Annotated in this window: 24 protein-coding genes; 11 read left to right on the top strand and 13 right to left on the bottom strand. The window is 73.1% G+C overall.

Annotated elements, in window-relative coordinates; translation table 11 throughout:
* Positions 1-86: 86 nt before the first annotated feature.
* Positions 87-605 carry a hypothetical protein gene (locus CTZ28_RS21425; protein WP_121891266.1) on the top strand — a complete coding sequence of 173 codons (519 nt, stop codon included), beginning with the start codon at positions 87-89 and terminating at the stop codon, positions 603-605.
* 170 nt (positions 606-775) lie between these two features.
* Here the strand turns inward: CTZ28_RS21425 and CTZ28_RS21420 are convergent, their stop codons facing one another.
* Both CTZ28_RS21420 and CTZ28_RS21415 read right to left on the bottom strand, forming a co-directional pair.
* Positions 776-1,219 carry a hypothetical protein gene (locus CTZ28_RS21420; protein WP_121891265.1) on the bottom strand — a complete coding sequence of 148 codons (444 nt, stop codon included), beginning with the start codon at positions 1,217-1,219 and terminating at the stop codon, positions 776-778.
* Positions 1,220-1,333: 114 nt separating this feature from the next.
* Positions 1,334-1,846, bottom strand: a complete 513-nt coding sequence (locus tag CTZ28_RS21415) for a DinB family protein (RefSeq protein ID WP_121891336.1) — start codon at positions 1,844-1,846, stop codon at positions 1,334-1,336.
* A gap of 101 nt (positions 1,847-1,947) precedes the next feature.
* Here CTZ28_RS21415 and CTZ28_RS21410 point away from each other — a divergent pair, with 101 nt between their 5' ends.
* A complete protein-coding gene (locus CTZ28_RS21410; RefSeq protein WP_121891335.1) occupies positions 1,948-2,859 on the top strand; it encodes a Gfo/Idh/MocA family protein in 912 nt (303 codons plus the stop codon).
* Here the strand turns inward: CTZ28_RS21410 and lnt are convergent.
* The 3 genes from lnt to CTZ28_RS21395 all read right to left on the bottom strand — a co-directional run bounded on the left by lnt (position 2,798) and on the right by CTZ28_RS21395 (position 5,868).
* Positions 2,798-4,351, bottom strand: coding sequence for an apolipoprotein N-acyltransferase (gene lnt / locus CTZ28_RS21405; protein WP_121891264.1), 1,554 nt, complete (start codon positions 4,349-4,351; stop codon positions 2,798-2,800). The two genes, CTZ28_RS21410 and lnt, sit on opposite strands and share 62 nt — an antisense overlap.
* Before the next feature lie 81 nt (positions 4,352-4,432).
* Positions 4,433-4,909, bottom strand: coding sequence for a nuclear transport factor 2 family protein (locus CTZ28_RS21400; protein WP_121891263.1), 477 nt, complete (start codon positions 4,907-4,909; stop codon positions 4,433-4,435).
* A gap of 173 nt (positions 4,910-5,082) precedes the next feature.
* Positions 5,083-5,868: a hypothetical protein gene (locus CTZ28_RS21395; RefSeq protein WP_259471720.1), complete on the bottom strand. Its 786-nt coding sequence runs from the start codon at positions 5,866-5,868 to the stop codon at positions 5,083-5,085.
* 200 nt (positions 5,869-6,068) lie between these two features.
* On the opposite strand from CTZ28_RS21395, the gene CTZ28_RS21390 reads away from it, so the two are divergent.
* Positions 6,069-6,809: an SDR family oxidoreductase gene (locus CTZ28_RS21390; RefSeq protein ID WP_121891262.1), complete on the top strand. Its 741-nt coding sequence runs from the start codon at positions 6,069-6,071 to the stop codon at positions 6,807-6,809.
* A 91-nt stretch (positions 6,810-6,900) separates the two neighbouring features.
* Here the strand turns inward: CTZ28_RS21390 and CTZ28_RS21385 are convergent, their stop codons facing one another.
* The 3 genes from CTZ28_RS21385 to CTZ28_RS21375 all read right to left on the bottom strand — a co-directional run bounded on the left by CTZ28_RS21385 (position 6,901) and on the right by CTZ28_RS21375 (position 8,715).
* Positions 6,901-7,080: a hypothetical protein gene (locus CTZ28_RS21385; protein ID WP_121891261.1), complete on the bottom strand. Its 180-nt coding sequence runs from the start codon at positions 7,078-7,080 to the stop codon at positions 6,901-6,903.
* Positions 7,081-7,177: 97 nt separating this feature from the next.
* Positions 7,178-8,053 (bottom strand): undecaprenyl-diphosphate phosphatase, encoded by an 876-nt coding sequence (locus CTZ28_RS21380; RefSeq protein WP_121891260.1) that lies wholly within the window; start codon positions 8,051-8,053, stop codon positions 7,178-7,180.
* A 185-nt stretch (positions 8,054-8,238) separates the two neighbouring features.
* Entirely contained in the window at positions 8,239-8,715 is a 477-nt protein-coding gene (locus CTZ28_RS21375; RefSeq protein WP_121891259.1) for a winged helix-turn-helix transcriptional regulator, read from the bottom strand.
* A gap of 117 nt (positions 8,716-8,832) precedes the next feature.
* On the opposite strand from CTZ28_RS21375, the gene CTZ28_RS21370 reads away from it, so the two are divergent.
* Positions 8,833-10,002 (top strand): thiolase family protein, encoded by a 1,170-nt coding sequence (locus CTZ28_RS21370; RefSeq protein WP_121891258.1) that lies wholly within the window; start codon positions 8,833-8,835, stop codon positions 10,000-10,002.
* Positions 10,003-10,006: 4 nt separating this feature from the next.
* Here the strand turns inward: CTZ28_RS21370 and CTZ28_RS21365 are convergent, their stop codons facing one another.
* Positions 10,007-10,798, bottom strand: a complete 792-nt coding sequence (locus tag CTZ28_RS21365; RefSeq protein WP_121891257.1) for a TVP38/TMEM64 family protein — start codon at positions 10,796-10,798, stop codon at positions 10,007-10,009.
* 50 nt (positions 10,799-10,848) lie between these two features.
* On the opposite strand from CTZ28_RS21365, the gene CTZ28_RS21360 reads away from it, so the two are divergent.
* The 3 genes from CTZ28_RS21360 to CTZ28_RS21350 all read left to right on the top strand — a co-directional run bounded on the left by CTZ28_RS21360 (position 10,849) and on the right by CTZ28_RS21350 (position 13,271).
* The gene (locus tag CTZ28_RS21360) at positions 10,849-11,034 is read left to right on the top strand and encodes a hypothetical protein (protein ID WP_121891256.1); all 186 of its coding nucleotides are present in this window, start codon (positions 10,849-10,851) and stop codon (positions 11,032-11,034) included.
* Positions 11,035-11,126: 92 nt separating this feature from the next.
* On the top strand, positions 11,127-12,305 hold the full coding sequence (tuf, locus tag CTZ28_RS21355) for an elongation factor Tu (protein WP_121891255.1): 1,179 nt from the start codon (positions 11,127-11,129) through the stop codon (positions 12,303-12,305).
* Between the two features lie 120 nt (positions 12,306-12,425).
* The gene (locus CTZ28_RS21350) at positions 12,426-13,271 is read left to right on the top strand and encodes a spermidine synthase (RefSeq protein ID WP_121891254.1); all 846 of its coding nucleotides are present in this window, start codon (positions 12,426-12,428) and stop codon (positions 13,269-13,271) included.
* A 56-nt stretch (positions 13,272-13,327) separates the two neighbouring features.
* Here CTZ28_RS21350 and CTZ28_RS21345 read toward each other — a convergent pair whose 3' ends face one another.
* Positions 13,328-14,338 carry a DUF8017 domain-containing protein gene (locus CTZ28_RS21345; RefSeq protein ID WP_121891253.1) on the bottom strand — a complete coding sequence of 337 codons (1,011 nt, stop codon included), beginning with the start codon at positions 14,336-14,338 and terminating at the stop codon, positions 13,328-13,330.
* A 129-nt stretch (positions 14,339-14,467) separates the two neighbouring features.
* Here CTZ28_RS21345 and CTZ28_RS21340 point away from each other — a divergent pair, with 129 nt between their 5' ends.
* On the top strand, positions 14,468-14,905 hold the full coding sequence (locus tag CTZ28_RS21340; protein WP_121891252.1) for a DUF4442 domain-containing protein: 438 nt from the start codon (positions 14,468-14,470) through the stop codon (positions 14,903-14,905).
* A gap of 67 nt (positions 14,906-14,972) precedes the next feature.
* Here CTZ28_RS21340 and galU read toward each other — a convergent pair whose 3' ends face one another.
* Together galU and CTZ28_RS21330 are read right to left on the bottom strand one after the other, a co-directional pair.
* Positions 14,973-15,926 (bottom strand): UTP--glucose-1-phosphate uridylyltransferase GalU, encoded by a 954-nt coding sequence (gene galU / locus CTZ28_RS21335; protein WP_121891251.1) that lies wholly within the window; start codon positions 15,924-15,926, stop codon positions 14,973-14,975.
* Between the two features lie 137 nt (positions 15,927-16,063).
* The gene (locus tag CTZ28_RS21330; RefSeq protein WP_398656439.1) at positions 16,064-17,065 is read right to left on the bottom strand and encodes a lysylphosphatidylglycerol synthase transmembrane domain-containing protein; all 1,002 of its coding nucleotides are present in this window, start codon (positions 17,063-17,065) and stop codon (positions 16,064-16,066) included.
* A gap of 353 nt (positions 17,066-17,418) precedes the next feature.
* On the opposite strand from CTZ28_RS21330, the gene CTZ28_RS21325 reads away from it, so the two are divergent.
* Positions 17,419-18,063, top strand: a complete 645-nt coding sequence (locus CTZ28_RS21325; protein ID WP_121891250.1) for a DedA family protein — start codon at positions 17,419-17,421, stop codon at positions 18,061-18,063.
* Positions 18,064-18,124: 61 nt separating this feature from the next.
* Here the strand turns inward: CTZ28_RS21325 and CTZ28_RS21320 are convergent, their stop codons facing one another.
* Positions 18,125-18,652: a gamma carbonic anhydrase family protein gene (locus CTZ28_RS21320; RefSeq protein ID WP_121891249.1), complete on the bottom strand. Its 528-nt coding sequence runs from the start codon at positions 18,650-18,652 to the stop codon at positions 18,125-18,127.
* Between the two features lie 140 nt (positions 18,653-18,792).
* Here CTZ28_RS21320 and CTZ28_RS21315 point away from each other — a divergent pair, with 140 nt between their 5' ends.
* Together CTZ28_RS21315 and CTZ28_RS21310 are read left to right on the top strand one after the other, a co-directional pair.
* Positions 18,793-19,557 carry an acyltransferase gene (locus CTZ28_RS21315; RefSeq protein ID WP_121891332.1) on the top strand — a complete coding sequence of 255 codons (765 nt, stop codon included), beginning with the start codon at positions 18,793-18,795 and terminating at the stop codon, positions 19,555-19,557.
* A 152-nt stretch (positions 19,558-19,709) separates the two neighbouring features.
* Positions 19,710-20,282: a helix-turn-helix domain-containing protein gene (locus tag CTZ28_RS21310; RefSeq protein ID WP_121891248.1), complete on the top strand. Its 573-nt coding sequence runs from the start codon at positions 19,710-19,712 to the stop codon at positions 20,280-20,282.
* Positions 20,283-20,298: the final 16 nt, after the last annotated feature.

Below are 20,298 nucleotides of genomic sequence, written 5' to 3'. Positions count from 1 at the left end.
CCGGTTAGCGTCGGGGTGGGACGACGGGGAGCGCGGCATCCGGCGGGCGGTTCCGGTGCGTGCCGCCACGAGACGGAGGAGGCGCCGTGGTGGAGCGACAGGAGCAGGCCGCGCCGGACGGCGTGCTGACCCGGATCGGGCAGGTCGTCATGCTGCACCACGGCGGGGACCGCGAGGAGGCCCGGCGCCGCCTGCTCGACCTGTGGGCGGAGATCGGGCAGGACGGGGACCCGCTGCACCGCTGCACACTGGCGCACTACCTGGCCGACACACAGGACGATCCCTCGGACGAACTGGCCTGGGACCTGAGGGCGTTGTCGGCGGCACAGGAGGCGGCCCACGGCCGGCCGGACGGCGACCCGGGCGCGGTCCGCGGCTTCTACCCGTCGCTGCATCTGAACCTCGCCGCCGACTATCTGAAGCTGGGCCGCACCGAGGCGGCCCGCAGCCAGCTGCGCCTCGCCCGCGGCGCGGCCGAGTCCCTCGCCGACGACAGCTACGGCGACGGGGTGCGGGCGGCGATCAGCCGACTGGCCCAGCGGCTGGGCGACCCGTCCCCACCCGACGACGAGCCGTGGGGACCGTGGCCCCGGTACTTCCTCTAGGCCCTGTCGTCACATTCCCGTCGTTCGCCCGGGGGAGGGAGCCTGACGGCAGGGCCTGGGCGGCGCCCCGCGCATCCGCTCCGTGGGGCGGGGGCGGACCCGGCGCCCGCGGTGGGAGCAGCCGGTCCGGGCGTCAGGGCGCAGGCGTTCGCTGGGCCCCGCGGTCCCGGTCAACGGCCGTACGTCTGCTCGCAGATGCGGGACTCCGGGCTGTCCGGGTGCCAGCCGCCGTACCGTCTGCCCAGGGCGCACACGTCCGGCGGCACGGGCGCGGTCCGGGGCCCTTCGGGGGCGTCGGCGCTCGGCCGTACCGCCGGCTCGCGGTGCGGGTGTGCGCGAGGGGACGGCGACTGCCGGGCCGCCGGCGGAGCGCCTGACGTGGCCGGCCGCTTCCGCTCGGGCCGCCGGGACGGGCCGACCATCTCCAGCGCCTCCCGGGCCGGCGCCTGCACCACCCGGGGCTCGGCGCTGCCGTCCGGCCGGGGCGCCGACGGCTGTGCCGGTGCCGCACCCGGCGGCCCGGCGGTCGGCGGGTGCTGGACCGTGACACAGCCGGAGAGGGCCGAGACGGCCACGGTGACCAGAAGCGCGGCGGCGGTCGTCGTTCGATGCACCCGCGCAACTCTGCTGCTTCAGCCTCCTGATCGGGACGACGGGCGAGCGCAGGATGCCCCCCACGGGTGATGTCCTGCCCCGTGTGGGGGAAGCGGGGGGCGGGGACAGTGACGTCATTCGCCGGTGGCACCGTCGATCCGCTCGCGGATCAGGTCCGCGTGGCCGTTGTGCCGGGCGTACTCCTCGATCATGTGCGTATAGATCCAGCGGAGGCTGAACGGTTCCTGGGACAGCCGGCTCACGCCCCGGGAGAGGTCGTCGAGTGTGAAGCCGGCCGCGTGGCGCCGGGCGGCCTCGATCTCTTCCTGCCAGGTGGTGTACGCCTCCTGCCAGGTGTCCGCCTCGGTGAGGTGGAACTCGCCGTCCGGGTCCTCCTCCGTGTAGTAGATCGGGCCCGGGTCCTCGCCCACCAGCACCTTGCGGAACCAGCTCCGCTCGACCTCCGCCAGGTGCCGCACCAGCCCCATCAGCGACAGCTCGGACGGTGCGACCGAGGCGGTTCTGAGCTGTGCGTCGGTCAGGCCCGCGCACTTCAGGGCCAGGGTGTCGCGGTGGTAGTCCAGCCAGCCCTCCAGCATGGTCCGCTCGGCGGCGTTCTGGGCAGGTTCCCGGCGATCATTCGTCATGCCCGCCATTCTCGCCCGTACCACCCGCTCCCAGCAGGGGTTTTCGGCGGCCCCCGTATGCTGCCGGGCAGGAACCGGTGGGCAAGCGCCAGGGAGAGCATGTGAAGGTCGGCTGCATCGGACTCGGCGACATCGCGCAGAAGGCGTATCTGCCGGTGCTCGGCGCGCTGCCGGGCCTCGACCTGCATCTGCAGACCCGGACGCCCGCGACCCTCGACCGGGTCGCCGACGCCCTGCGCGTCCCTGCCGGCCAGCGGCACCCCACCCTGGACTCCCTTCTCGCCCAGGACCTCGACGCCGCCTTCGTGCACGCGCCCACCACGGCGCACCCCGAGATCGTCACCCGCCTCCTGGACGCGGGCGTACCCACCTACGTCGACAAGCCGCTGGGCTACGAACTCGCCGACTCACGGCGGCTGGTGGCGCTCGCCGAGCAGCGGAACGTCTCCCTCGCCGTCGGCTTCAACCGGCGGTACGCCCCCGGGTACGCGCAGTGCGCCGACCATCCGCGCGAGCTGATCCTGATGCAGAAGAACCGCATCGGGCTGCCGGAGGAGCCGCGCACCATGATCCTCGACGACTTCATCCACGTCGTCGACACCCTGCGCTTCCTGGTCCCCGGCCCGGTCGACGACGTGACCGTGCGCGCCCGCCTGAGGGACGGACTGCTGCACCACGTCGTGCTGCAGCTCGCCGGGGACGGCTTCACCGCGCTCGGCGTGATGAACCGGCTCAGCGGCTCAGCGGAGGAGATCCTCGAAGTCTCCGGACAGGACACCAAGCGGCAGGTGGTCAACCTCGCCGAGGTGATCGACCACAAGGGCCAGCCGACGGTGCGGCGGCGCGGCGACTGGGTGCCGGTGGCCCGGCAGCGCGGCATCGAACAGGCGGTGCTCGCCTTCCTGGACGCCGTGCGCGCGGGCAGGGTGCTCAGTGCCCGTGACGCGCTGGCTACTCACGAACTGTGCGAGCGTGTGGTGCATGCGGTGCGGCAGCGCTCCGCCGCAGCCTGACCGCTCGCGCGCCCTCCGCCGCGCACAGGCCGGCCAGCACCAGCAGCGCCGCCTGCACCGGCCAGTCGCCGTAGCGGACGTACGGGGTGATCCCGTGCGCGAGCGGCACCTCGTAGACGCGGGCGGTGCTCGCGTCCGTGCCGAGCCACGGGCCGAGCCGCCGCCCGTCGGGGCCGTAGACGGCGGAGATCCCGGTCAGCGTCGCGTGCACCATCGGGCGGCCGGTCTCCGCGGCCCGCAGCGCGGCCAGCGAGGCGTGCTGCGCGGGGGCCCAACTGTGCTGGAACGTCGACGTCGAGGACTGGCCGAGCAGCACGTCCGCGCCGTCCTGGGCGAGGTGCCGGCTCATGTCGGGGAACGCGGTCTCGAAGCAGACCATCGGGCCGATGCGCAGCCCGTGCCCGACGTCCATCACCACCTGCTCGGTGCCCCGCCTGCGGTCCTCGCCCGCCGCCTTGCCGACCGACGTCGCCCAGCCGAGCAGCGAACGGGCCGGTATGTACTCGCCGAAGGGGACCAGCCGCATCTTGTCGTAGCGGGCGCCGGTCGGGCCGTCCGGGCCGATCAGGACCGAACTCTTGTAGATGCCCGGCCGGTCCGAGCGGTGGGCGTCCACGTTGACCAGCACGTCCGCGCCGGTCTCCCGGGACAGCACGGCGATCCGGCGGGCCAGGTCGGGCCGGTCGCCCAGGTCGAAGCCGACACTGCTCTCGCCCCACACGACCAGGTCGACGCGCTGCCCCACGAGCTGCCGGGTGAGCCGCTCCGCACGGTCGAAGCGCCGGTCGCCGCTGTCGCCGCCGCCGACCAGGCCCGGCTGGACGACCGCGATCCGGACCCGGCCGTCGTCGGACGGGCGCGGCGACCACACCCAGGCCGCCGAGGTCGCCGCCGCCGTGGCGACGAGCGAGGCGAGCGCCGGTACCCGGGACTCGCGCACCGACACCAGGACCGCGACCGCGACATTCACGGCCATCACGAGGAAGCTGAGCAGCCACACCCCGCCCACCGAGGCCAGCCGCAGCGCCGGCTCCACCTGCCACTGGCTCGACCCGAGCATGCCCCAGGGCCCGCCGAGCCCCTGCCAGGACCGGACCAGTTCCACGGCCAGCCACGCCGACGGCAGCACCAGCAGCGCGGCGGCGCCCCGGCCCGGCGAGGGCACCCCGCCCAGGAACCGGCGCACCAGCCAGCCCCAGGGCAGCCACAGCGCCCCCAGCAGCGCCGCGATCAGGAACAGGAAGACATGCAGGCTCGGCAGCAGCCAGTGGTGCACCGCCACCATGAAGCCGATGCCGCCGCACCAGCCGTCGAGGGCGGCGCGCCGCCCGGTGGGGGCCGAGCGGGCGAGCAGGATCCACGGGACCAGGGCGATATACGCGAACCACCACAGGGCGGGCGCCGGGAAGGACAGCACCGGCAGGGCGCCCGCGAGCACGGCGGCGACGGAGCGGCGCCACGCGGAGCCGAGCCAGTGGTCGAGCCTCCTCATGCGTCGCCTCCCTGCGCAGCGGCTGTCTCCAGTGTGCGCGCAGGGCGGCATCCGCCGACAGGGGGCCTCGGACTCAGTCGATCAGGGGTGTGGGAGCGGATCGGGCAGGCGGCGCCACTTCTCGTCGACGACCACCGCACGCAGCCGCCAGCCGTCCGGCGTGCGCAGCAGCCCGAAGGCGTACCGGCCGCCGCACACGAAGTCGGGCGCCGTCGAGGTGCCGTCGCCGCCGGCGAGCCGCATCGGATTGACGTAGTCGGCCCGCACCTCGGCGGTGTCTCCGGTGTCCCGTTGCAGGGTCCCGAACCGCAAGCGGCGGTTGACGATCAGATGCTGGCGCATCGCGAACCGGCCGACGCTCCCGGCGAGCCACTCGGCGACCCGGCCGGCCTCTCCCTCGATGCCGCCGGCGGACCGGTAGTCCGCCCGCCCGTCGTCGGTGAACAGGCCCCGGTACGCGGCCCAGTCACCGTCGTCCACGGTCATCGCGTACTCGGTGACGAGCCCGTCCACGGCCAGCCGGTCCATCACGGTAGCGAGGTCCACACGCTGCGTCATCGACTCAGTCTTGGCCATGGGACGCACGGAGCCAAGGGGGTGTGCGGCGAGATTCGGGTGAACATTCGGCCGAAGTCGGCATCGGCCGGGGCCCGGGCACCTTCGACAGCGGTCGTCAGGAGACAGCCGGGCCGTACCGGGGGCGGCACGTTCATGATCCGGCGGAGCGGGCTTCAGCTGTTGAGCCGCTCCCGGTCTCCCATCACCATGACGGGACGGTGGGCGGGATCGAGGGTGCGCAGCAGGGTCTTCATCCCGGACTCCGGGACGGTCACACAGGCCGAGGTGCCGTCACCGTGGTCCAGGTGCAGCCAGATGCCGCCGCCCTTCTCCACCCCTTCGGGCCGGTTCCAGTCGTACGGCGGGGCGCCCTTGAGGCGGTTGTAGTCGATGGCTATGACGTAGTCGAAATCGTGGGCATGGGCGTCGTCATCGCTGATCGTGGGGGTGAAGGCGTTGTCATCGTGCCAGTACTCCAGCCGGCTGCCCGGATCCTCCAGCGCGCCTCCCGCGTCGGTCAGCGAGAACACCCCGACGGGACTGCGCTCGTCGTCCATGCGATGGTCCGTCGTCCAGCCCATCCGGCCGTTGTGCCCGCGCCAGCTGCCCGTCGCTTTCCAGGCCGTGCCCCGCTTCTCGTAGAGCACGACGAGACTGTCGGGCGAATCCCGGCGGTCCCCGTAGACGACCACCAGCTGACGGGTGGCGGCCGGTACCTGCCGCCAGATCCGGAGTCCGAGGCCGGGTGGGCGTGTGCGCACCGCCGGGCGCGCGGAGCCGGACGCCGCCGGGTTGTTGATGCCCGGGGCACCGCCGGGGCTCGTTCGGCCGGTGGTGTCACCGCAGGCCGTGGTTCCCGTCAGCAGAACGCCGCAGGCAAGGACCGCGGGTATGGCGTGGCGCGCACCGCCGCGTCGCATCGGCCGCAGGAGCGGCCGGTCAACAGTTGATGTCCGCATGATCAGGATCTTGTGGCGGAACGGACACCGCACGCATCCGGACACGAGCATCTGGCCTAAGCGCGGGCCCGGGCCGTTCTGCGAGCGCGACGGCTGCGGTGATCCGGCGCCCCGCGTGACCACGGACCGGGCCACGAGGCGTGCGCCGGCCGGTCGTAGAGTGAGCGATCTTCGGCCGCGCATGTCACCAGGAGGTCCTCATGGCACGTCCCGTCACGGTCGTCACCGGCGGCAGCCGGGGGATCGGTGCCGCGACCTGTCTGCGGCTCGCGGCCGACGGGCACGACCTGGTCGTCGGCTACGTCCGGGACGCGGCGGCGGCCGAGTCGGTCGCGGCGGGGGTGCGCGCGGCGGGGGGCCGCTGTGCGACCGTGCGCGTGGACACGGCCGTGGAGGCCGACGTGGAGCGGCTGTTCGACACGGCGGAGGAGCGCCTCGGGCCCGTCACGGGGCTGGTGAACAACGCCGGGGTGAGCGGTCCGCTGGGACGCCTTGCCGATACGGACACCGCCGATCTGCGCCGGGTCGTCGAGGTCAATCTCCTCGGCACGCTGCTGTGCGCGCGCCGTGCCGCCCGGCTCATGGCCGGCCGCGGCCACGGCGTGATCGTGAACGTGTCGTCGGGGGCCGCCACGCTGGGCAGTCCCGGGGAGTACGTCCACTACGCGGCGACCAAGGCCGCCGTCGACGCCCTCACTCTGGGGCTGGCGAAGGAACTCGGCCCGGACGGCGTCCGCGTCAACGCGGTCGCTCCCGGGGCGATCGACACGGAGATGCACGCGGCGATGGGCGATCCGGACCGCGCGCACCGCATGGCCGCCACGATCCCGCTGCGCCGGCCCGGCACGGCGGAGGAGATCGCCGCAGCGATCTCCTGGCTGATGTCTCCGGAATCCTCGTACACCACCGGCGCCGTGCTGCGGGTGGCGGGCGGCCGGTAGGGGCCGCGCCGCGGACTCGTCATCTTCCCCGTGGGGGCGGCGAGGCGGGGCGGGCGGAGCATGCCCGCCGGCCTCTTCCGCGTCCGGCTGCTCAGGCCGCCTCGATGATCTCGCCGCGGATCGCCTCGGCCCACTCGACCACCAGCAGTTCGTACTCCGCGCGCTCCTGGGCCGACAGGGATCCGCCCGCACGCAGCCACAGGGCCCGGATCTGTTCGTTCACCTCGGCGGCAGAGCGCACGGAACCAGGGAACACGGAATCGGGGGACATGCCGACAAGCGTAGGGGCAAGCACTGACACTGCGCTACCGCACAGCTACGGAGACCGTATGGAGTCGGTCACGGGCGCGGCCGGTGGCCGCGGGCGGTCAGCCCGCCGACTCGGCCGCGTGCGGGCTGAGCACACCCGCCGTCACCAGGGCGATGATGACGATGCCGAGCACGACCCGGTAGTAGACGAACGGCATGAAGCTCTTCGACGAGATGAACTTCATGAACCAGGCGATCACCGCGTACCCGGAGACGAAGGCGATCACCGTCGCGAAGAGCGTCGGACCCCAGGCGACGTGGCCGCTGCCCATCGCGTCCTTCAACTCGAACGCCCCGGAGGCGAGGACGGCCGGAATGGCGAGCAGGAACGAGTACCGGGCCGCCGCCTCCCGCCGGTAGCCCATGAACAGGCCGCCGCTGATCGTGGCGCCGGAGCGGGAGACGCCGGGGATGAGGGCGCAGGCCTGGCACAGGCCGTAGATCAGGCCGTCCCGGACGTTCAGGCTCTCCAGGGTCTTGCCCTGCTTGGCGACGCGGTGCCGGCCGCCCTTCTCGTCGCGGGCCGCTCGCCGGTCCGCGAAGCCTATGACGAGGCCGACGACGATCAGCATGGTCGCCGTGATCCGCAGATCGCGGAACGGCCCCTCGATCTGGTCCTTCAGCGTCACGCCCAGCACGCCGATCGGGATCGAGCCGATGATCACCAGCCAGCCCATCTGGGCGTCGTGGTCCTGCCGCATCGCCTTGTCGAACAGTGACCGGAACCAGGCCAGGACGATCCGGCCGATGTCCTTGCGGAAGTAGATCAGCACCGCGGCCTCCGTGCCGATCTGGGTGATGGCCGTGAAGGCCGCGCCTGGATCCTTCCAGCCGGAGAAGGCGGCGGTCAGCCGCAGGTGCGCGCTGGAAGAGACCGGAAGGAACTCGGTCAGCCCCTGGACGAGTCCGAGGACGAAGGATTCAAACCAAGACATGAAGGTGAGAGGTCCAAGTGCTGATCGGGGAAGCCGGGGAATGGGGTGATCATGTGTGTCGAGGGGCAGCGTAGCGCCCCGGGATGACAGCCCGAACACAGGGGTTGGTTGGGGGCAGTGCCCCCGAAGGGGCGCGGGGAACTGCGCGACGAGCCACGGCGCAGCCACAGTCGAACGACGACCCCTCACGCCAACCCGGCGGAGCGCCCCCGGACGGTCCACCCAGGCGTCTGCGGATGGGCCGTGAGGCCTTCGTGCCGGACCGCGTCGCCGCACGCCGCGCAGGTGACGACCGGGACCAGCTCATGGCCGCACGCGTGCTCGATCACCATGGGACGGTCGGCGTCCGCGCGCAGGTGGCGGTCGCCCCACGCCATCAGCGTCAGCAGGACCGGCTCCAGTTCGAGCCCCGCCCCGGTGGGCCGGTACTCGAAGCGCTGCGGGCGCTCGCTGTAGGCGTGCCTGGTCAGGATCCCCGCCTCGACGAGCCGCCGCAGCCGCGTGGCCAGGACATCGCGCGGGGCCCCGATGTTGCGGACCAGCTGGTCGAAGCGCCCGTTGCCGAGGCACACCTCCCGGAGCACCAGCAGGGAGTACTTCTCGCCCACGAGCGCGAGGGTGTCGGCGATGGAGCAGGGGCGCGGGTCCTTCGTGGCGGCCATGGCGCCCAGTCTAGGTGAGGGTTTGTTTTTCAAACTGACCGAGTTATGGTGAGTTCGGATTTCCTACTCACCGGTAGTCGCCAAGGTCACGGCCCGGCGGCCAAGGAGGCCCGCACCATGCGTGACGCAGTCATCGTCGAAGCCGTACGCACCCCGATCGGCAAGGGCAAGCCGAACGGCGCCCTCGCGCACGTCCACCCCGTGGAACTCCTCGCCCACACCCTGCGCACCCTCGTGGACCGCTCCGGCGTCGACCCGGCCCTGATCGACGACGTCATCGGCGGCACCGTCGACCAGGTCGGCGAGCAGGCCATGAACACCACCCGGTACGCCGTGCTGTCGGCGGGCTTCCCCGAGACGGTGCCGGCGACCACGGTGGACCGCCAGTGCGGCTCCTCCCAGCAGGCCGTGCACTTCGCCGCCCAGGGCATCCTCGCCGGCGCCTACGACGTCGTCGTCGCCTGCGGTGTCGAGTCGATGAGCCGGGTGCCGATGTGGTCGAACGTGCCCGCGGGGAAGGACCCGTTCGGGCCCGGCGTCGCCGCACGCTACCCGGAGGGACTCGTCCCGCAGGGCATCAGCGCCGAACTCATCGCCGCCAAGTGGTCCCTGACGCGCACGCGGATGGACGAGTTCGCCGTCTCCTCCCACCGCAGGGCGGCCGCGGCGTGGCAGGCCGGGCTCTTCGACGCCGAGGTCGCCCCGCTGGACGGCGTCGCCCGCGACGAGTGCGTACGGCCGGACAGCACGCCCGAGATCCTCGCCGGCCTCAGGCCCGCCTACCACGACCCCGGCTTCGCCGAGCGCTTCCCGCAGATCGAGTGGAACGTCACCGCGGGCAACGCCAGCCCCGTCAACGACGGCGCCTCCGCCGTCCTGATCACCTCCGGCGACACCGCCGCCCGGCTCGGCCTGCGCCCGCTCGCCCGGCTGCACAGCTTCGCCGTCACCGGCTCCGACCCGCTGCTGATGCTCACGGGCGTCATCCCGGCCACGGAGAAGGTGCTGCGCCGGGCGGGGCTCACCCTCGGCGACATCGATCTGTTCGAGGTCAACGAGGCGTTCGCGAGCGTCGTCCTGGCCTGGCAGCAGGCGACCGGCGCCGACCTCGCCAAGGTCAACGTGCACGGCGGCGCGATCGCGCTCGGCCATCCGCTCGGCGCCAGCGGCGCCCGGCTGACCACGACCCTCGTCCACGCGCTGCGCACCCGCGGCGCCCGCTACGGACTGCAGACCATGTGCGAGGCGGGCGGACTCGCCAACGCCATGGTCCTGGAGGCCGTCTGACGGTTCATCGCGGGCGCAGATGGTGGCGCTTGCGCCAGGCCACCACGGCACCCGCCAGGGCCGGTACGGCGATGCACGCCATTGCGATCAGGAAGGCGGGCGACGTCGGCGCCGAGGCCCGCGCGCCCGCCACGACGTACGCGGCCGTGTTCGGGACCGAGCCGAGCGCCGTCGCGAGCAGGAACGGCAGCCAGCCCATACGGGAGACGGCGGCGCAGTAGTTCGCCGCCCAGAACGGCACACCGGGGAACAGCCGTGCCGCCATCATCGAGCGGAAGCCGTGCCGGCTGAGCTGGCCGTCGGCGGCCCGCAGCCAGCGCCCGCGCAGCAGCGGGCGGAGCGCGTCCTGGCCCAGCATCCGGCCCAGGCCGAACGCGATCGCGGCGCCCAGCACGCTGCCCACCAGCGCCGTGCCGAGCCCCAGTTCGGAGCCGAACAGGGCGCCGGCCGCCAGGTTCAGCAGCGGGCGCGGCACGAACGCCACCGTGCACAGCGCGTACGCGACGGCGAACACGGTCGCCGCGGTGACCCCGCCGAGCTGCGGCGGCCAGCCGTGGGTGAGCAGTCGCTGCGGCTCGAACAGCAGCACGCTCGCGGCGGCCGCGGCGAGCAGCGTCAGGAGCAGCGACAGACGGGACCAGGGCGAGAGCAACGCGCGCGTGCAGCGTGCAGCGAATCGCGCGCGCGTGAGCGGTGGATCGGCCGCCGCCGTGGGGACGGCGGCGGCCAACTCCGTGGCGGCGGCCCGGGGAGAGGCCGTGGCGGTGCCCCCAGAGCGGTTGGTGGCATCGAGCATGCCGGTGACAGTAACCGACGAAGGTGTCCGATCGACGTACGGACCGTCGCATGCCGGTCATCCGACGGCTCTTCCTGCGCCGCCGGGCGGCGGAAAACCAGTCGACGCGGGACACCGTGTCGGCGATGATCGGCGTCATGTTCCGGCACGCCTTCGTCCTCGCAGCATCCGCGGTCGCGGATGCCCCGAAGGCTGCCGTCCCGATCGTCGTAGCCGTCGACGGCGCCCGAAGCTGACCCTCTCCGGATCGTCCGGCGGACCCCGCAGGGGGAGGGTCGGTGCCTCCCCGGGGTCCCCGTCACCACTCACGAGGCTTCGAGGTACAGCCATGCCCAAGACGGCATACGTGCGCACCAAGCCGCATCTGAACATCGGCACGATGGGCCACGTCGACCACGGCAAGACCACCCTGACCGCCGCCATCACCAAGGTCCTGGCCGAGCGCGGCACCGGCGGCGGCACCCGGTACGTGCCCTTCGACCGCATCGACCGGGCACCGGAGGAGGCGGCGCGGGGCATCACCATCAACATCGCGCACGTCGAGTACGAGACCGACACCCGGCACTACGCGCACGTCGACATGCCGGGTCACGCCGACTACATCAAGAACATGGTCACCGGTGCCGCGCAGCTCGACGGGGCGATCCTCGTCGTCTCCGCGGTCGACGGGATCATGCCGCAGACCGCCGAGCACGTGCTGCTCGCCCGGCAGGTGGGCGTCGACCACATCGTCGTCGCCCTCAACAAGGCCGACGCGGGCGACGAGGAGCTGACCGACCTCGTGGAGCTGGAGGTCCGCGAACTGCTCACCGCGCAGGGCTACCCCGGTGACTCCGTACCCGTCGTACGGGTCTCCGGGCTCAAGGCCCTCGACGGGGACCCGCGCTGGACCGCCGCCGTCGAGGCGCTGCTGGACGCGGTGGACACCTATGTGCCGGTCCCGGAGCGCTATCTCGACGCGCCGTTCCTGCTGCCCGTCGAGAACGTGCTGACCATCACCGGCCGGGGCACCGTGGTCACCGGGGCGGTGGAGCGCGGCACGATCCGCGTCGGCGACCGGGTCGAGGTGCCCGGCGCCGGGCTGGAGACGGTCGTCACCGGCCTGGAGACCTTCGGCAAGCCGATGCAGGAGGCGCAGGCCGGGGACAACGTGGCGCTGCTGTTGCGCGGGGTGCCGCGGGACGCGGTGCGGCGCGGACACGTCGTGGCGGCGCCCGGCAGCGTCGCGCCGAGCCGTCGCTTCTCCGCGCGCGTGTACGTGCTGTCCTCGCGCGAGGGCGGCCGGACGACCCCGGTGTCGACCGGCTACCGGCCGCAGTTCTACATCCGCACCGCGGATGTGGTCGGGGACGTCGACCTCGGCGCGACGGCGGTCGCCCGGCCCGGTGACACCGTCACCATGACGGTGGAGCTGGGCCGCGCGGTCCCGCTGGAGCCCGGGCTCGGGTTCGCCGTCCGCGAGGGCGGCCGCACGGTCGGCGCGGGCACGGTGACCTCGGTCGGCTGACGGACCACGGCGGCGCGGTCCCGTGACGGCCGGGTCCGGCGCCCCGCGCGGTGCGCCGGGCCCGGTGCGCCGTACGGGAGGCCGGGCCCGGTGCGCGGCCGGCACCGGCACAATGGGGGAGTGAGTGAACCCATACCCGTCGTCCGTGCCACCGACCACGGCACCGCGAAGCTGATGCCGGACGTCGACCGGGCGCGGGCCTGGCTGCTCACGGTCGACGGGGCGCCGCAGTCGTACGTCGACCTGGACGAGCCGACCCATCTGGAGTTCGAGTACGCCCGGCGGCTCGGGTATGTGCTGGACGCCGTGGCGGAGCCGGGCCGGCCGCTGGACGTGCTGCATCTCGGCGGCGGCGCGCTCACCCTGCCCCGGTACGTGGCGGCGACCCGGCCGGGCTCGCGGCAGGATGTCGTCGAGGCCGACGGGGCGCTGCTGACCCTGGTCACCGAGCGGCTGCCGGTCCCGGACGGCGCCGACATCGCCCTGCACCCCGCGGATGCCCGGGCCTGGCTGGAGGCGGCCCCCGACGACACGGCGGACGTGCTGATCGCCGACGTCTTCGGCGGCTCCCGGGTCCCCGCGCATCTCACCTCGCTCGGCTACGCGCGCGAGGCCGAGCGGGTGCTGCGGGCGGGCGGCGTCTATCTGGCCAATCTCGCCGACGCCGCGCCGTTCGCCTTCCTCCGCTCCCAACTCGCCACGCTCGCGGCCGTGTTCGAGGAGCTGGTGCTGATCGCCGAGCCGGGTGTGCTGCGCGGACGCCGGTTCGGCAACGCGGTGCTCGTCGCCGCGCACCGGCCGCTGGACACATCGGCACTGGCCCGCCGTACCGCCTCGGACGTCTTCCCGGCCCGGGTCGAACACGGCCCCGCGCTCCGGGAGTTCATCGGTGCGGCCCGGCCGGTCCCGGACGCGGAGGCCGTACCGTCGCCTGAGCCTCCCGACGGGGCGTTCGGCATCGGCTGAGGGCGGGCCGGTCCGGGACGCGACCGCCCCGGACCGGCCCGCCCCGGACCACCCGCTCAGGATCCCGTCGGCTCGCCGTGCACCCGCACCGTGCTGAGGATCTTCATGATGGTCTCCGTGTCGAGTTCACCGTCCACGCCCTTGGCGGCGTAGAGGTTGAAGGACACGATGTCGTCCGCCGAGTTCCGGAAGGCGAACGTGATCGCCTTGCCGTCGCTCTCGCACTTGCCCGTGCGGGGGGTGTCGGTCGAACGGGCCCAGGCGTAGGCGCCCTCGACACCCGACTTGGTGGTGTAGTCCGTGGCCTTCTTGTCGTAGGTGATGCTCTTCTTGTCCGGCTGTGTGTAGCCGCCGTAGACCCACCAGGGCACGCCCCGGACCGCCGCGTCGCCGGGGCTCTTGGCGCCGCTCTCGCCCTTGGTGCCCGCCACGGCGAGCGCAGTGTCGTCGCTGTGGCCGTCCCTGTCGCTGTCCGAGGTGCACCACTTCGACTTGTACTCGGCCGGCGCCGACATCACGATCAGCGGCTTGGCGTCGGGCGACTTGCGGTCCTCGAAGCCGATCGAGGTGCCCGGGGAGTCGACCTGCCACTCGGCGGGCACGTCGAAGGCCGTGCCCCACTTGGGGTTGATGACCACCTTCCAGCCCGCGACGAGCGGCTTCTCGGTCTCGGTGCCGCGCCGGCTGTCCTCCGCGCCGGACGACTCGCTCGACTCCGGATCCGCCGACGGCGACCGGCTGGACTTCTTGTCCGTGCCGCCGTCCGCCTTGGTGTCCTTGTCGCCGCCGAGCACCAGGAATCCGGTCACGCCGGCCGCGACGACCACCGCCGTCGCCGCCACGATCGCGACGAGCTTCGTCCGGTTCCCGCCGCCCCCCTGTGGCGGCTGCGGCGGCTGGGGCGCCCCGACGGGTGCGGGTGTGCCCCACTGCGGCTGCTGCGCATACGGGTTGGGCTGCTGATAACCGGGCTGCTGATACGGATTCGGCTGTTGGTAACCCGGCTGCTGATACGGGTTCTGCTGCGGGTTCTGCTCGCCCCCTGGCGGCTGCTGTCCTGGCCACATGGGCAGTAACCCTAGTGCCGTGCCGGACACGATTCGGTCACCGGACCTCGTCAGGGACGTACCGAACCGGAGTACCGGCCCCACCGACGTCTACTCGTGAGTAACATGATGGCCATGAGCGCAGACCAGATGTCGATCGGCGAGCTGCTCGCCGCCACGGTGCCGATGGTGCGGACCCTGAAACTGGAGTACCTGGAGACCACGCCCGAGCGGGCCGTGCTGTCCCTGCCGGACCAGGAGGAGTACCGCAACCATGTCGGCGGGCCGCACGCCGGAGCGATGTTCACGCTCGGCGAGTCCGCGAGCGGGGCCGTCGTCCTCGCGGCCTTCGGCGACCAGCTCGCGCGCGCCGTGCCGCTCCCGGTCACCGCCGAGATCGCGTTCAGGAAGATCGCGCTCGGCCCGGTCAGGGCCACGGCCACGCTCGGCCGGCCGGCCGCCGAGGTCGTCGCCGAACTCGACGCGGGCCGGCGCCCCGAGTTCCCGGTGGCCGTCGCCCTCCAGCGCGAGGACGGCGCCGTGACGGGCGAGATGACGGTCGTGTGGACGCTGCGTCCCAACGGCTGACCGCGGACTCCCGCCCGGGGGCCGCCGGTTGCGGCCGGCCCCTCCGCGCGGGCGGCACGCAGCCGGTTCAGGCGGCCCGGTACCCGTCCTCGCGCCCGGTGCCGTCGTCCGGCAGTGACGTGACGAACTCCTTGAGCCAGGCGACGAATTCGGGGCCCAGGTCCGCTCGGTCGCAGGCCAGCCGCACCACCGTGCGCAGATAGTCCGCCTTGTCGCCGGTGTCGTAGCGCAGACCGTCGAAGACGACGCCGCGCACCGAGCCGGCCGCGGCGAGTTCCTGGAGGGCGTCGGTCAGCTGGATCTCGCCGCCGCGCCCCGGTTCGGTGCGCTCCAGGACGTCGAAGACGGCCGGGTCGAGGACGTAGCGGCCGATGACGGCGTAGGAGCTGGGGGCGGCTCCGGGCGCCGGCTTCTCCACGAGACCCGTCACCCGGACGACGCCGTCCTCGCCGGTCGGCTCCACGGCCGCGCAGCCGTAGCGGTGGAGCTGGGCCGGGTCGACCGCCATGAGGGCGACCACGCTGCCCGCGTACCGGTCGCGCACCTCCAGCATGCGGCTGAGCAGGGTCTCGCGCGGGTCGATCAGATCGTCGCCGAGGAGCACCGCGAAGGGCTGGTCGCCCACGTGCCGGCGGGCGCAGAGCACGGCGTGGCCGAGGCCCAGCGGATCGCCCTGGCGGATGTGGTGGATGTCCGCGAGCCGGGCGGGGTCGCGGACCGCGTCCAGGCGCACGGTGTCGCCCTTGGTCGCGAGCGCCTGCTCCAGCTCGAAGGCGTTGTCGAAGTGGTCCTCGATGGCCCGCTTGTGGCGTCCGGTCACCATCAGGATGTCGTGGAGCCCGGCCGCGGCGGCCTCCTCGACGACGTACTGGATGGCCGGCTTGTCGACGACCGGGAGCATCTCCTTGGGTGTCGCCTTCGTCGCGGGCAGGAACCGGGTGCCGAGCCCGGCGGCCGGCACGACCGCCTTGCGCACCGGACGCGGGGCCATGGAGCTGGGGGAGGAGTGGGGGGCGATCATGCGGCCATGCTGGCCCACGAGGATGAGAGCGGGCCGAGAGCAGCATGGGAGAACGCTGTGGACGCGCTTCTCCTCCCTCAACCGCCCTGCGTTCGCCGACAGTTGGGAAGCCGCCGCGTACCGCTGCCCGCGGCCGCTCACAGCACCTTGGCGCGGATCAGCGCCGACAGGACCAGGGCGCCCGGCAGCAGCGGAAGCCAGTCCATGAGCACCCGGAACCCGATGACGGTCGCCGTGGCCACGGCCAGCGGGGCGCCGAACGCCACCAGCGTGAACACCACCGCGGCGTCCACCACGACGCCGCCCGGCGCGGGCACCGCCCCCACGGCGGTGCCCGCGGCCAGGTACGCCACGACCACATGCGTCCACGGCACCGGCAGCCCGAGCGCGGCCCCCACCGACGCGAGCACGCACGCCTGCAGCAACGGCATCGCCGCAGCCCCGCCCCACAGCGCGAGGACCCGGCAGGGCCGGGTGTGCAGCACCCGTGCGTCGGCGAGCGCGGTGCGCAGCAGACCGGTCACCGGCCGGCGCAGCGGTCGTACGACCGTGACCAGCAGGACCACGACGGCGGCGCAGGTGCCCGCGACGGCGATCACCACGACCAGGGTGCGCCCGTCCGGGACCAGATCGCCGAGCCGCCGCCCGGCGGGCGAGGCCACCAGCAACGTCAGCAGCACCAGCGTCTTGGCGACGGGCTTCACCAGCGAGTACAGGGCGAGCGAGGCCGTGGCCCGGTCCAGCGGTATGCCGCGGCCGCGCAGGAAGCGCAGGGTGACGGCGTGCGCGCCGAGACCCGCGGGCAGCGCGTGGTTCGCGGCACCGGCGGCGAACTGCGAGGCCAGCAGCAGCCCCGGCGGCAACCGGTCGGGCAGGGCGCCCTGCCGGACGCAGGAGGCCGCGACCCAGCCCAGGCAGGTGAAGCCGATCCCGGCCAGCAGCCACACCGGATCGGCCGCGGCCAGCCGGGCGACACCCTCGTACAGGAGCGGCCGGTTGGTCAGTCCCCAGATCCCCACCAGCAGCAGGGGGCTCAGGCACAGCACGAGCCGGGCCGGGCGGGTCGCCATGAACGGCACCGGGCGCACGGGCGCGTCGGACCCGAGCGGGGGCGGCTCGGGCCGCGGTGCCTCGGAGATGAGCGACGGCGCCCCGGACGGGGGCGTGGGCGCTTCGGACGTGAGCGAGGGGGCTTCCGGCCGGAGTGGGGAGGCTTCGGACGGAAGCGTGGGGACTGAGGACACGGGGTACGTCGTCCTTCCGCATCGGGGCCACGCGGCGGGGACCTTGAGGGGTGCGGGGCGGAGAAACCGCGGGGAGCCTTCCCGCTCCGTATGACAGGCGGATGTCCGACAACCGAAGGACCGTCGGCGGGACGGTGCCGTGGGCCGGTACGGTGCGACCGACCTGCCGGTGACCGGGTAGCCTGCACAGGGGCGCGCCGTCGGTGCACGCCCGGTGAAGCAGGAACCTGACAGGGAAGGAACCGGCGTTGCACGTCCAGGAATGGCTCGACACCGTGCCCGCGGTGGCCGTCTACGCCGTGGTGGCCCTGATCATCGGCCTGGAGAGCCTGGGCATTCCGCTGCCGGGTGAGATCGTCCTGGTGTCGGCGGCGCTGCTCTCCTCGCAGCACTCGGGCATCGACCCGGTGATCCTCGGCACCTGTGCCACGCTCGGGGCCGTCGTCGGCGACTCCATCGGCTACGCCATCGGCCGCAAGGGCGGGCGTCCGCTGCTCGCCTGGCTCGGCAAGAAGTTCCCGAAGCACTTCAGCGAGGGGCACATCGCCACCGCCGAGCGGTCCTTCGAGAAGTGGGGCATGTGGGCGGTGTTCTTCGGCCGTTTCGTCGCCCTGCTGCGCATCTTCGCCGGCCCGCTCGCGGGTGTCCTGCACATGCCGTACTGGAAGTTCCTGATCGCCAACGTCCTCGGCGGCATCTGCTGGGCGGGCGGCACCACCGCGGTCATCTACTACGTCGGCGTGGTCGCCGAGGACTGGCTGAAGCGGTTCTCGTGGCTCGGCCTGGTGGCGGCGGTCCTGATCGGCCTGACCTCGATGCTGGTCCTCAGGCGCAAGGCGAAGAAGGCGCAGGAGTCCAAGGCCGAGGCGGAGCCGGTACCCGTCGGCGAGTGACCCGGGCCGCACGGGCGTAGCGGGGCGACCGGCTCCGCCCCGCCGCGCCGTACTAGCCGTACTACTCGTGCACCTCGCGGTGCGTCGTGGCCAGCTCCGCGTACCGGGTGCCGTTCAGCGTCACGCCCCGCCGCTCCTCGTCGGTGAGCGCCCGCTTCACCTTCGCGGGCACACCGGCGACCAGCGACCCCGGTGGCACCGTCATCCCCTGCGGCACCAGCGCCTGCGCCGCGACCAGCGAACCGGCCCCGATCACCGCACCGTTCAGCACCGTCGCGCCCATGCCGATCAGGCAGTCGTCCGCCACGGTCGCCCCGTGCACTACGGCGTTGTGCCCGATGGAGACCCGCTCCCCGATGGTGACCGGGAAGCCCGGGTCCGCGTGGAGCGTGACATTGTCCTGGACGTTCGCGCTCGCCCCGACGGTGATCCGCTCGACGTCGCCGCGCAGCACCGCGCCGTACCAGACGCTCGCGCCCGCGCGCAGCGTCACCTCGCCGATCACGGAGGCGTTGGGGGCCACGAACACCCCCGCGTCGATCCGCGGCTCCCTGCCGCCGATCCCGACGATCAGCGCCTTGTGCGTCATCCGCGTCCACCGTTCTGTCCGCCGGGGGAAATGCGCCGGCCTGCCGAGGGAAACACACCGGCACCGTACGCCATCCGGTGGGGCGAAGATCACAGCGGTACGGACTCATGGCCGCGGCGCCCGCTGAGTACCGTGAGCGGGTGCCGAAGCCCAAGAACGCGTTCTCGTCCTGGCGGCGCCGCCTCACCCAGCGAGTCGTCCACGCGGGCTGGGCCTGGGCGCAACGCGTGGGATCGGTCACCGCAGAGCACCCGGGCCGGCTGCGCTTCGGCGCGATGGGAACAGGTACCAGGCTCGCCTTCCCGCTCGGCACGGTCTTCGGTGAACCCTGGATCCACCTCGGCGACCACTGCATCATCGGCGAGCAGGTCACCCTGACCGCGGGCCTGATGCCCGACCTCGACCTCGGCCCCGAACCGATCCTGCGCATCGGCGACGGGGTCGTCCTCGGCCGCGGCAGCCATGTCATCGCCGACACCACGGTCACCATCGGCAGCGACTGCTACTTCGGGCCCTATGTCTATGTCACATCGACCAACCACTCGTACGACGACCCGCACCAGCCCATCGGCCGGCAGTGGCCGCGGATGGAGCCGGTGGCGATCGGACCCGGCTGCTGGATCGGCACCGGAGCCGTGATCCTGCCGGGCGCGCGGATCGGCCGGAACGTGGTCGTGGCGGCCGGCGCGGTGGTCCGCGGCGCGGTGCCCGACCACGCGGTGGCCGCGGGCGCGCCCGCGCGGGTGGTGCGGCGCTGGACGCCCGACGACGGCTGGCAGCCCCCGCTGCGCACACCCGCCCCGGTGCCGATCCCGGACGGCATCACCCCGGAGCAACTGCTGGCGCTGGCCGACCTGGACGAGGAGGCCGTGGCCCGGCTCGCCGAACTGGAGGCCGACGGCTGACCGAGCCGGCGGCGACGCCCGCGAGGCACGGTCCCGGCGACCGTGCGGTCCGGCTGGCAGTACAGTTCGGTGAACACTCGGGTGCACCGCACCGTAGTTCAGCCAAGTAAACTGTGACATTTGGAATATTGGACCGTAGTAGTGGACGCATCGTGTCGGACCTCGCTCTGCTGACCCAGTCGCTCGCGCGCAACGTCAAGCGCTGGCGCACCGAGCGCGGCTTCACCCTGGACGCGCTGGCCGCCCGGGCGGGAGTCAGCCGCGGCATGCTCATCCAGATCGAGCAGGCCCGCACCAACCCCAGTCTCGGCACGGTCGTCAAGATCGGCGACGCGCTCGGTGTCAGCATCACCACCCTGCTCGACTACGCGCAGGGCCCCACGGTCCGGATCGTCCCCGCGGAGCAGGCCGTACGGCTCTGGCGCACCGACGCCGGCAGCTACAACCGGCTGCTCGCGGGCGCGGAGGCCCCCGGCCCGCTGGAGCTGTGGGACTGGCGGCTGATGCCGGGGGAGAACAGTCCCTCCGACCCGCATCCCGCCGGCACGGTGGAACTCATCCACGTCACCACGGGGGAGCTGACGCTCACCGTCGACGGCGTCGAGCACCGCGTCCCGGCCGGCGCGAGCGCCTCCTTCGACGCCGGCACGGCGCACACCTACGGCAACACCGGTGACGTCCCGATGGAGATGGTGATGACCGTCTGCGTCCCGCCCGTACGCTGAGGCCCCGCCGGCGGCC

It is taken from the genome of Streptomyces shenzhenensis (assembly GCF_003688995.1).
GTDB lineage: Bacteria > Actinomycetota > Actinomycetes > Streptomycetales > Streptomycetaceae > Streptomyces > Streptomyces shenzhenensis_A.
This window is presented reverse-complemented; position numbering and strand designations above follow the sequence as displayed.

Bases quoted from the DNA above. Each gene is read 5' to 3' on its own strand.
- CTZ28_RS21415 (WP_121891336.1), bottom strand. From the start codon at position 1,846: ATGACGAATGATCGCCGGGAACCTGCCCAGAACGCCGCCGAGCGGACC.
- lnt (WP_121891264.1), bottom strand. From the start codon at position 4,351: ATGAGGAGGCTCGACCACTGGCTCGGCTCCGCGTGGCGCCGCTCCGTC.
- CTZ28_RS21400 (WP_121891263.1), bottom strand. From the start codon at position 4,909: ATGACGCAGCGTGTGGACCTCGCTACCGTGATGGACCGGCTGGCCGTG.
- CTZ28_RS21395 (WP_259471720.1), bottom strand. From the start codon at position 5,868: ATGCGGACATCAACTGTTGACCGGCCGCTCCTGCGGCCGATGCGACGC.
- CTZ28_RS21390 (WP_121891262.1), top strand. From the start codon at position 6,069: ATGGCACGTCCCGTCACGGTCGTCACCGGCGGCAGCCGGGGGATCGGT.
- CTZ28_RS21385 (WP_121891261.1), bottom strand. From the start codon at position 7,080: ATGTCCCCCGATTCCGTGTTCCCTGGTTCCGTGCGCTCTGCCGCCGAG.
- CTZ28_RS21380 (WP_121891260.1), bottom strand. From the start codon at position 8,053: ATGTCTTGGTTTGAATCCTTCGTCCTCGGACTCGTCCAGGGGCTGACC.
- CTZ28_RS21375 (WP_121891259.1), bottom strand. From the start codon at position 8,715: ATGGCCGCCACGAAGGACCCGCGCCCCTGCTCCATCGCCGACACCCTC.
- CTZ28_RS21370 (WP_121891258.1), top strand. From the start codon at position 8,833: ATGCGTGACGCAGTCATCGTCGAAGCCGTACGCACCCCGATCGGCAAG.
- CTZ28_RS21365 (WP_121891257.1), bottom strand. From the start codon at position 10,798: ATGCTCGATGCCACCAACCGCTCTGGGGGCACCGCCACGGCCTCTCCC.
- CTZ28_RS21360 (WP_121891256.1), top strand. From the start codon at position 10,849: ATGCCGGTCATCCGACGGCTCTTCCTGCGCCGCCGGGCGGCGGAAAAC.
- tuf (WP_121891255.1), top strand. From the start codon at position 11,127: ATGCCCAAGACGGCATACGTGCGCACCAAGCCGCATCTGAACATCGGC.
- CTZ28_RS21345 (WP_121891253.1), bottom strand. From the start codon at position 14,338: ATGTGGCCAGGACAGCAGCCGCCAGGGGGCGAGCAGAACCCGCAGCAG.
- CTZ28_RS21340 (WP_121891252.1), top strand. From the start codon at position 14,468: ATGTCGATCGGCGAGCTGCTCGCCGCCACGGTGCCGATGGTGCGGACC.
- galU (WP_121891251.1), bottom strand. From the start codon at position 15,926: ATGATCGCCCCCCACTCCTCCCCCAGCTCCATGGCCCCGCGTCCGGTG.
- CTZ28_RS21320 (WP_121891249.1), bottom strand. From the start codon at position 18,652: ATGACGCACAAGGCGCTGATCGTCGGGATCGGCGGCAGGGAGCCGCGG.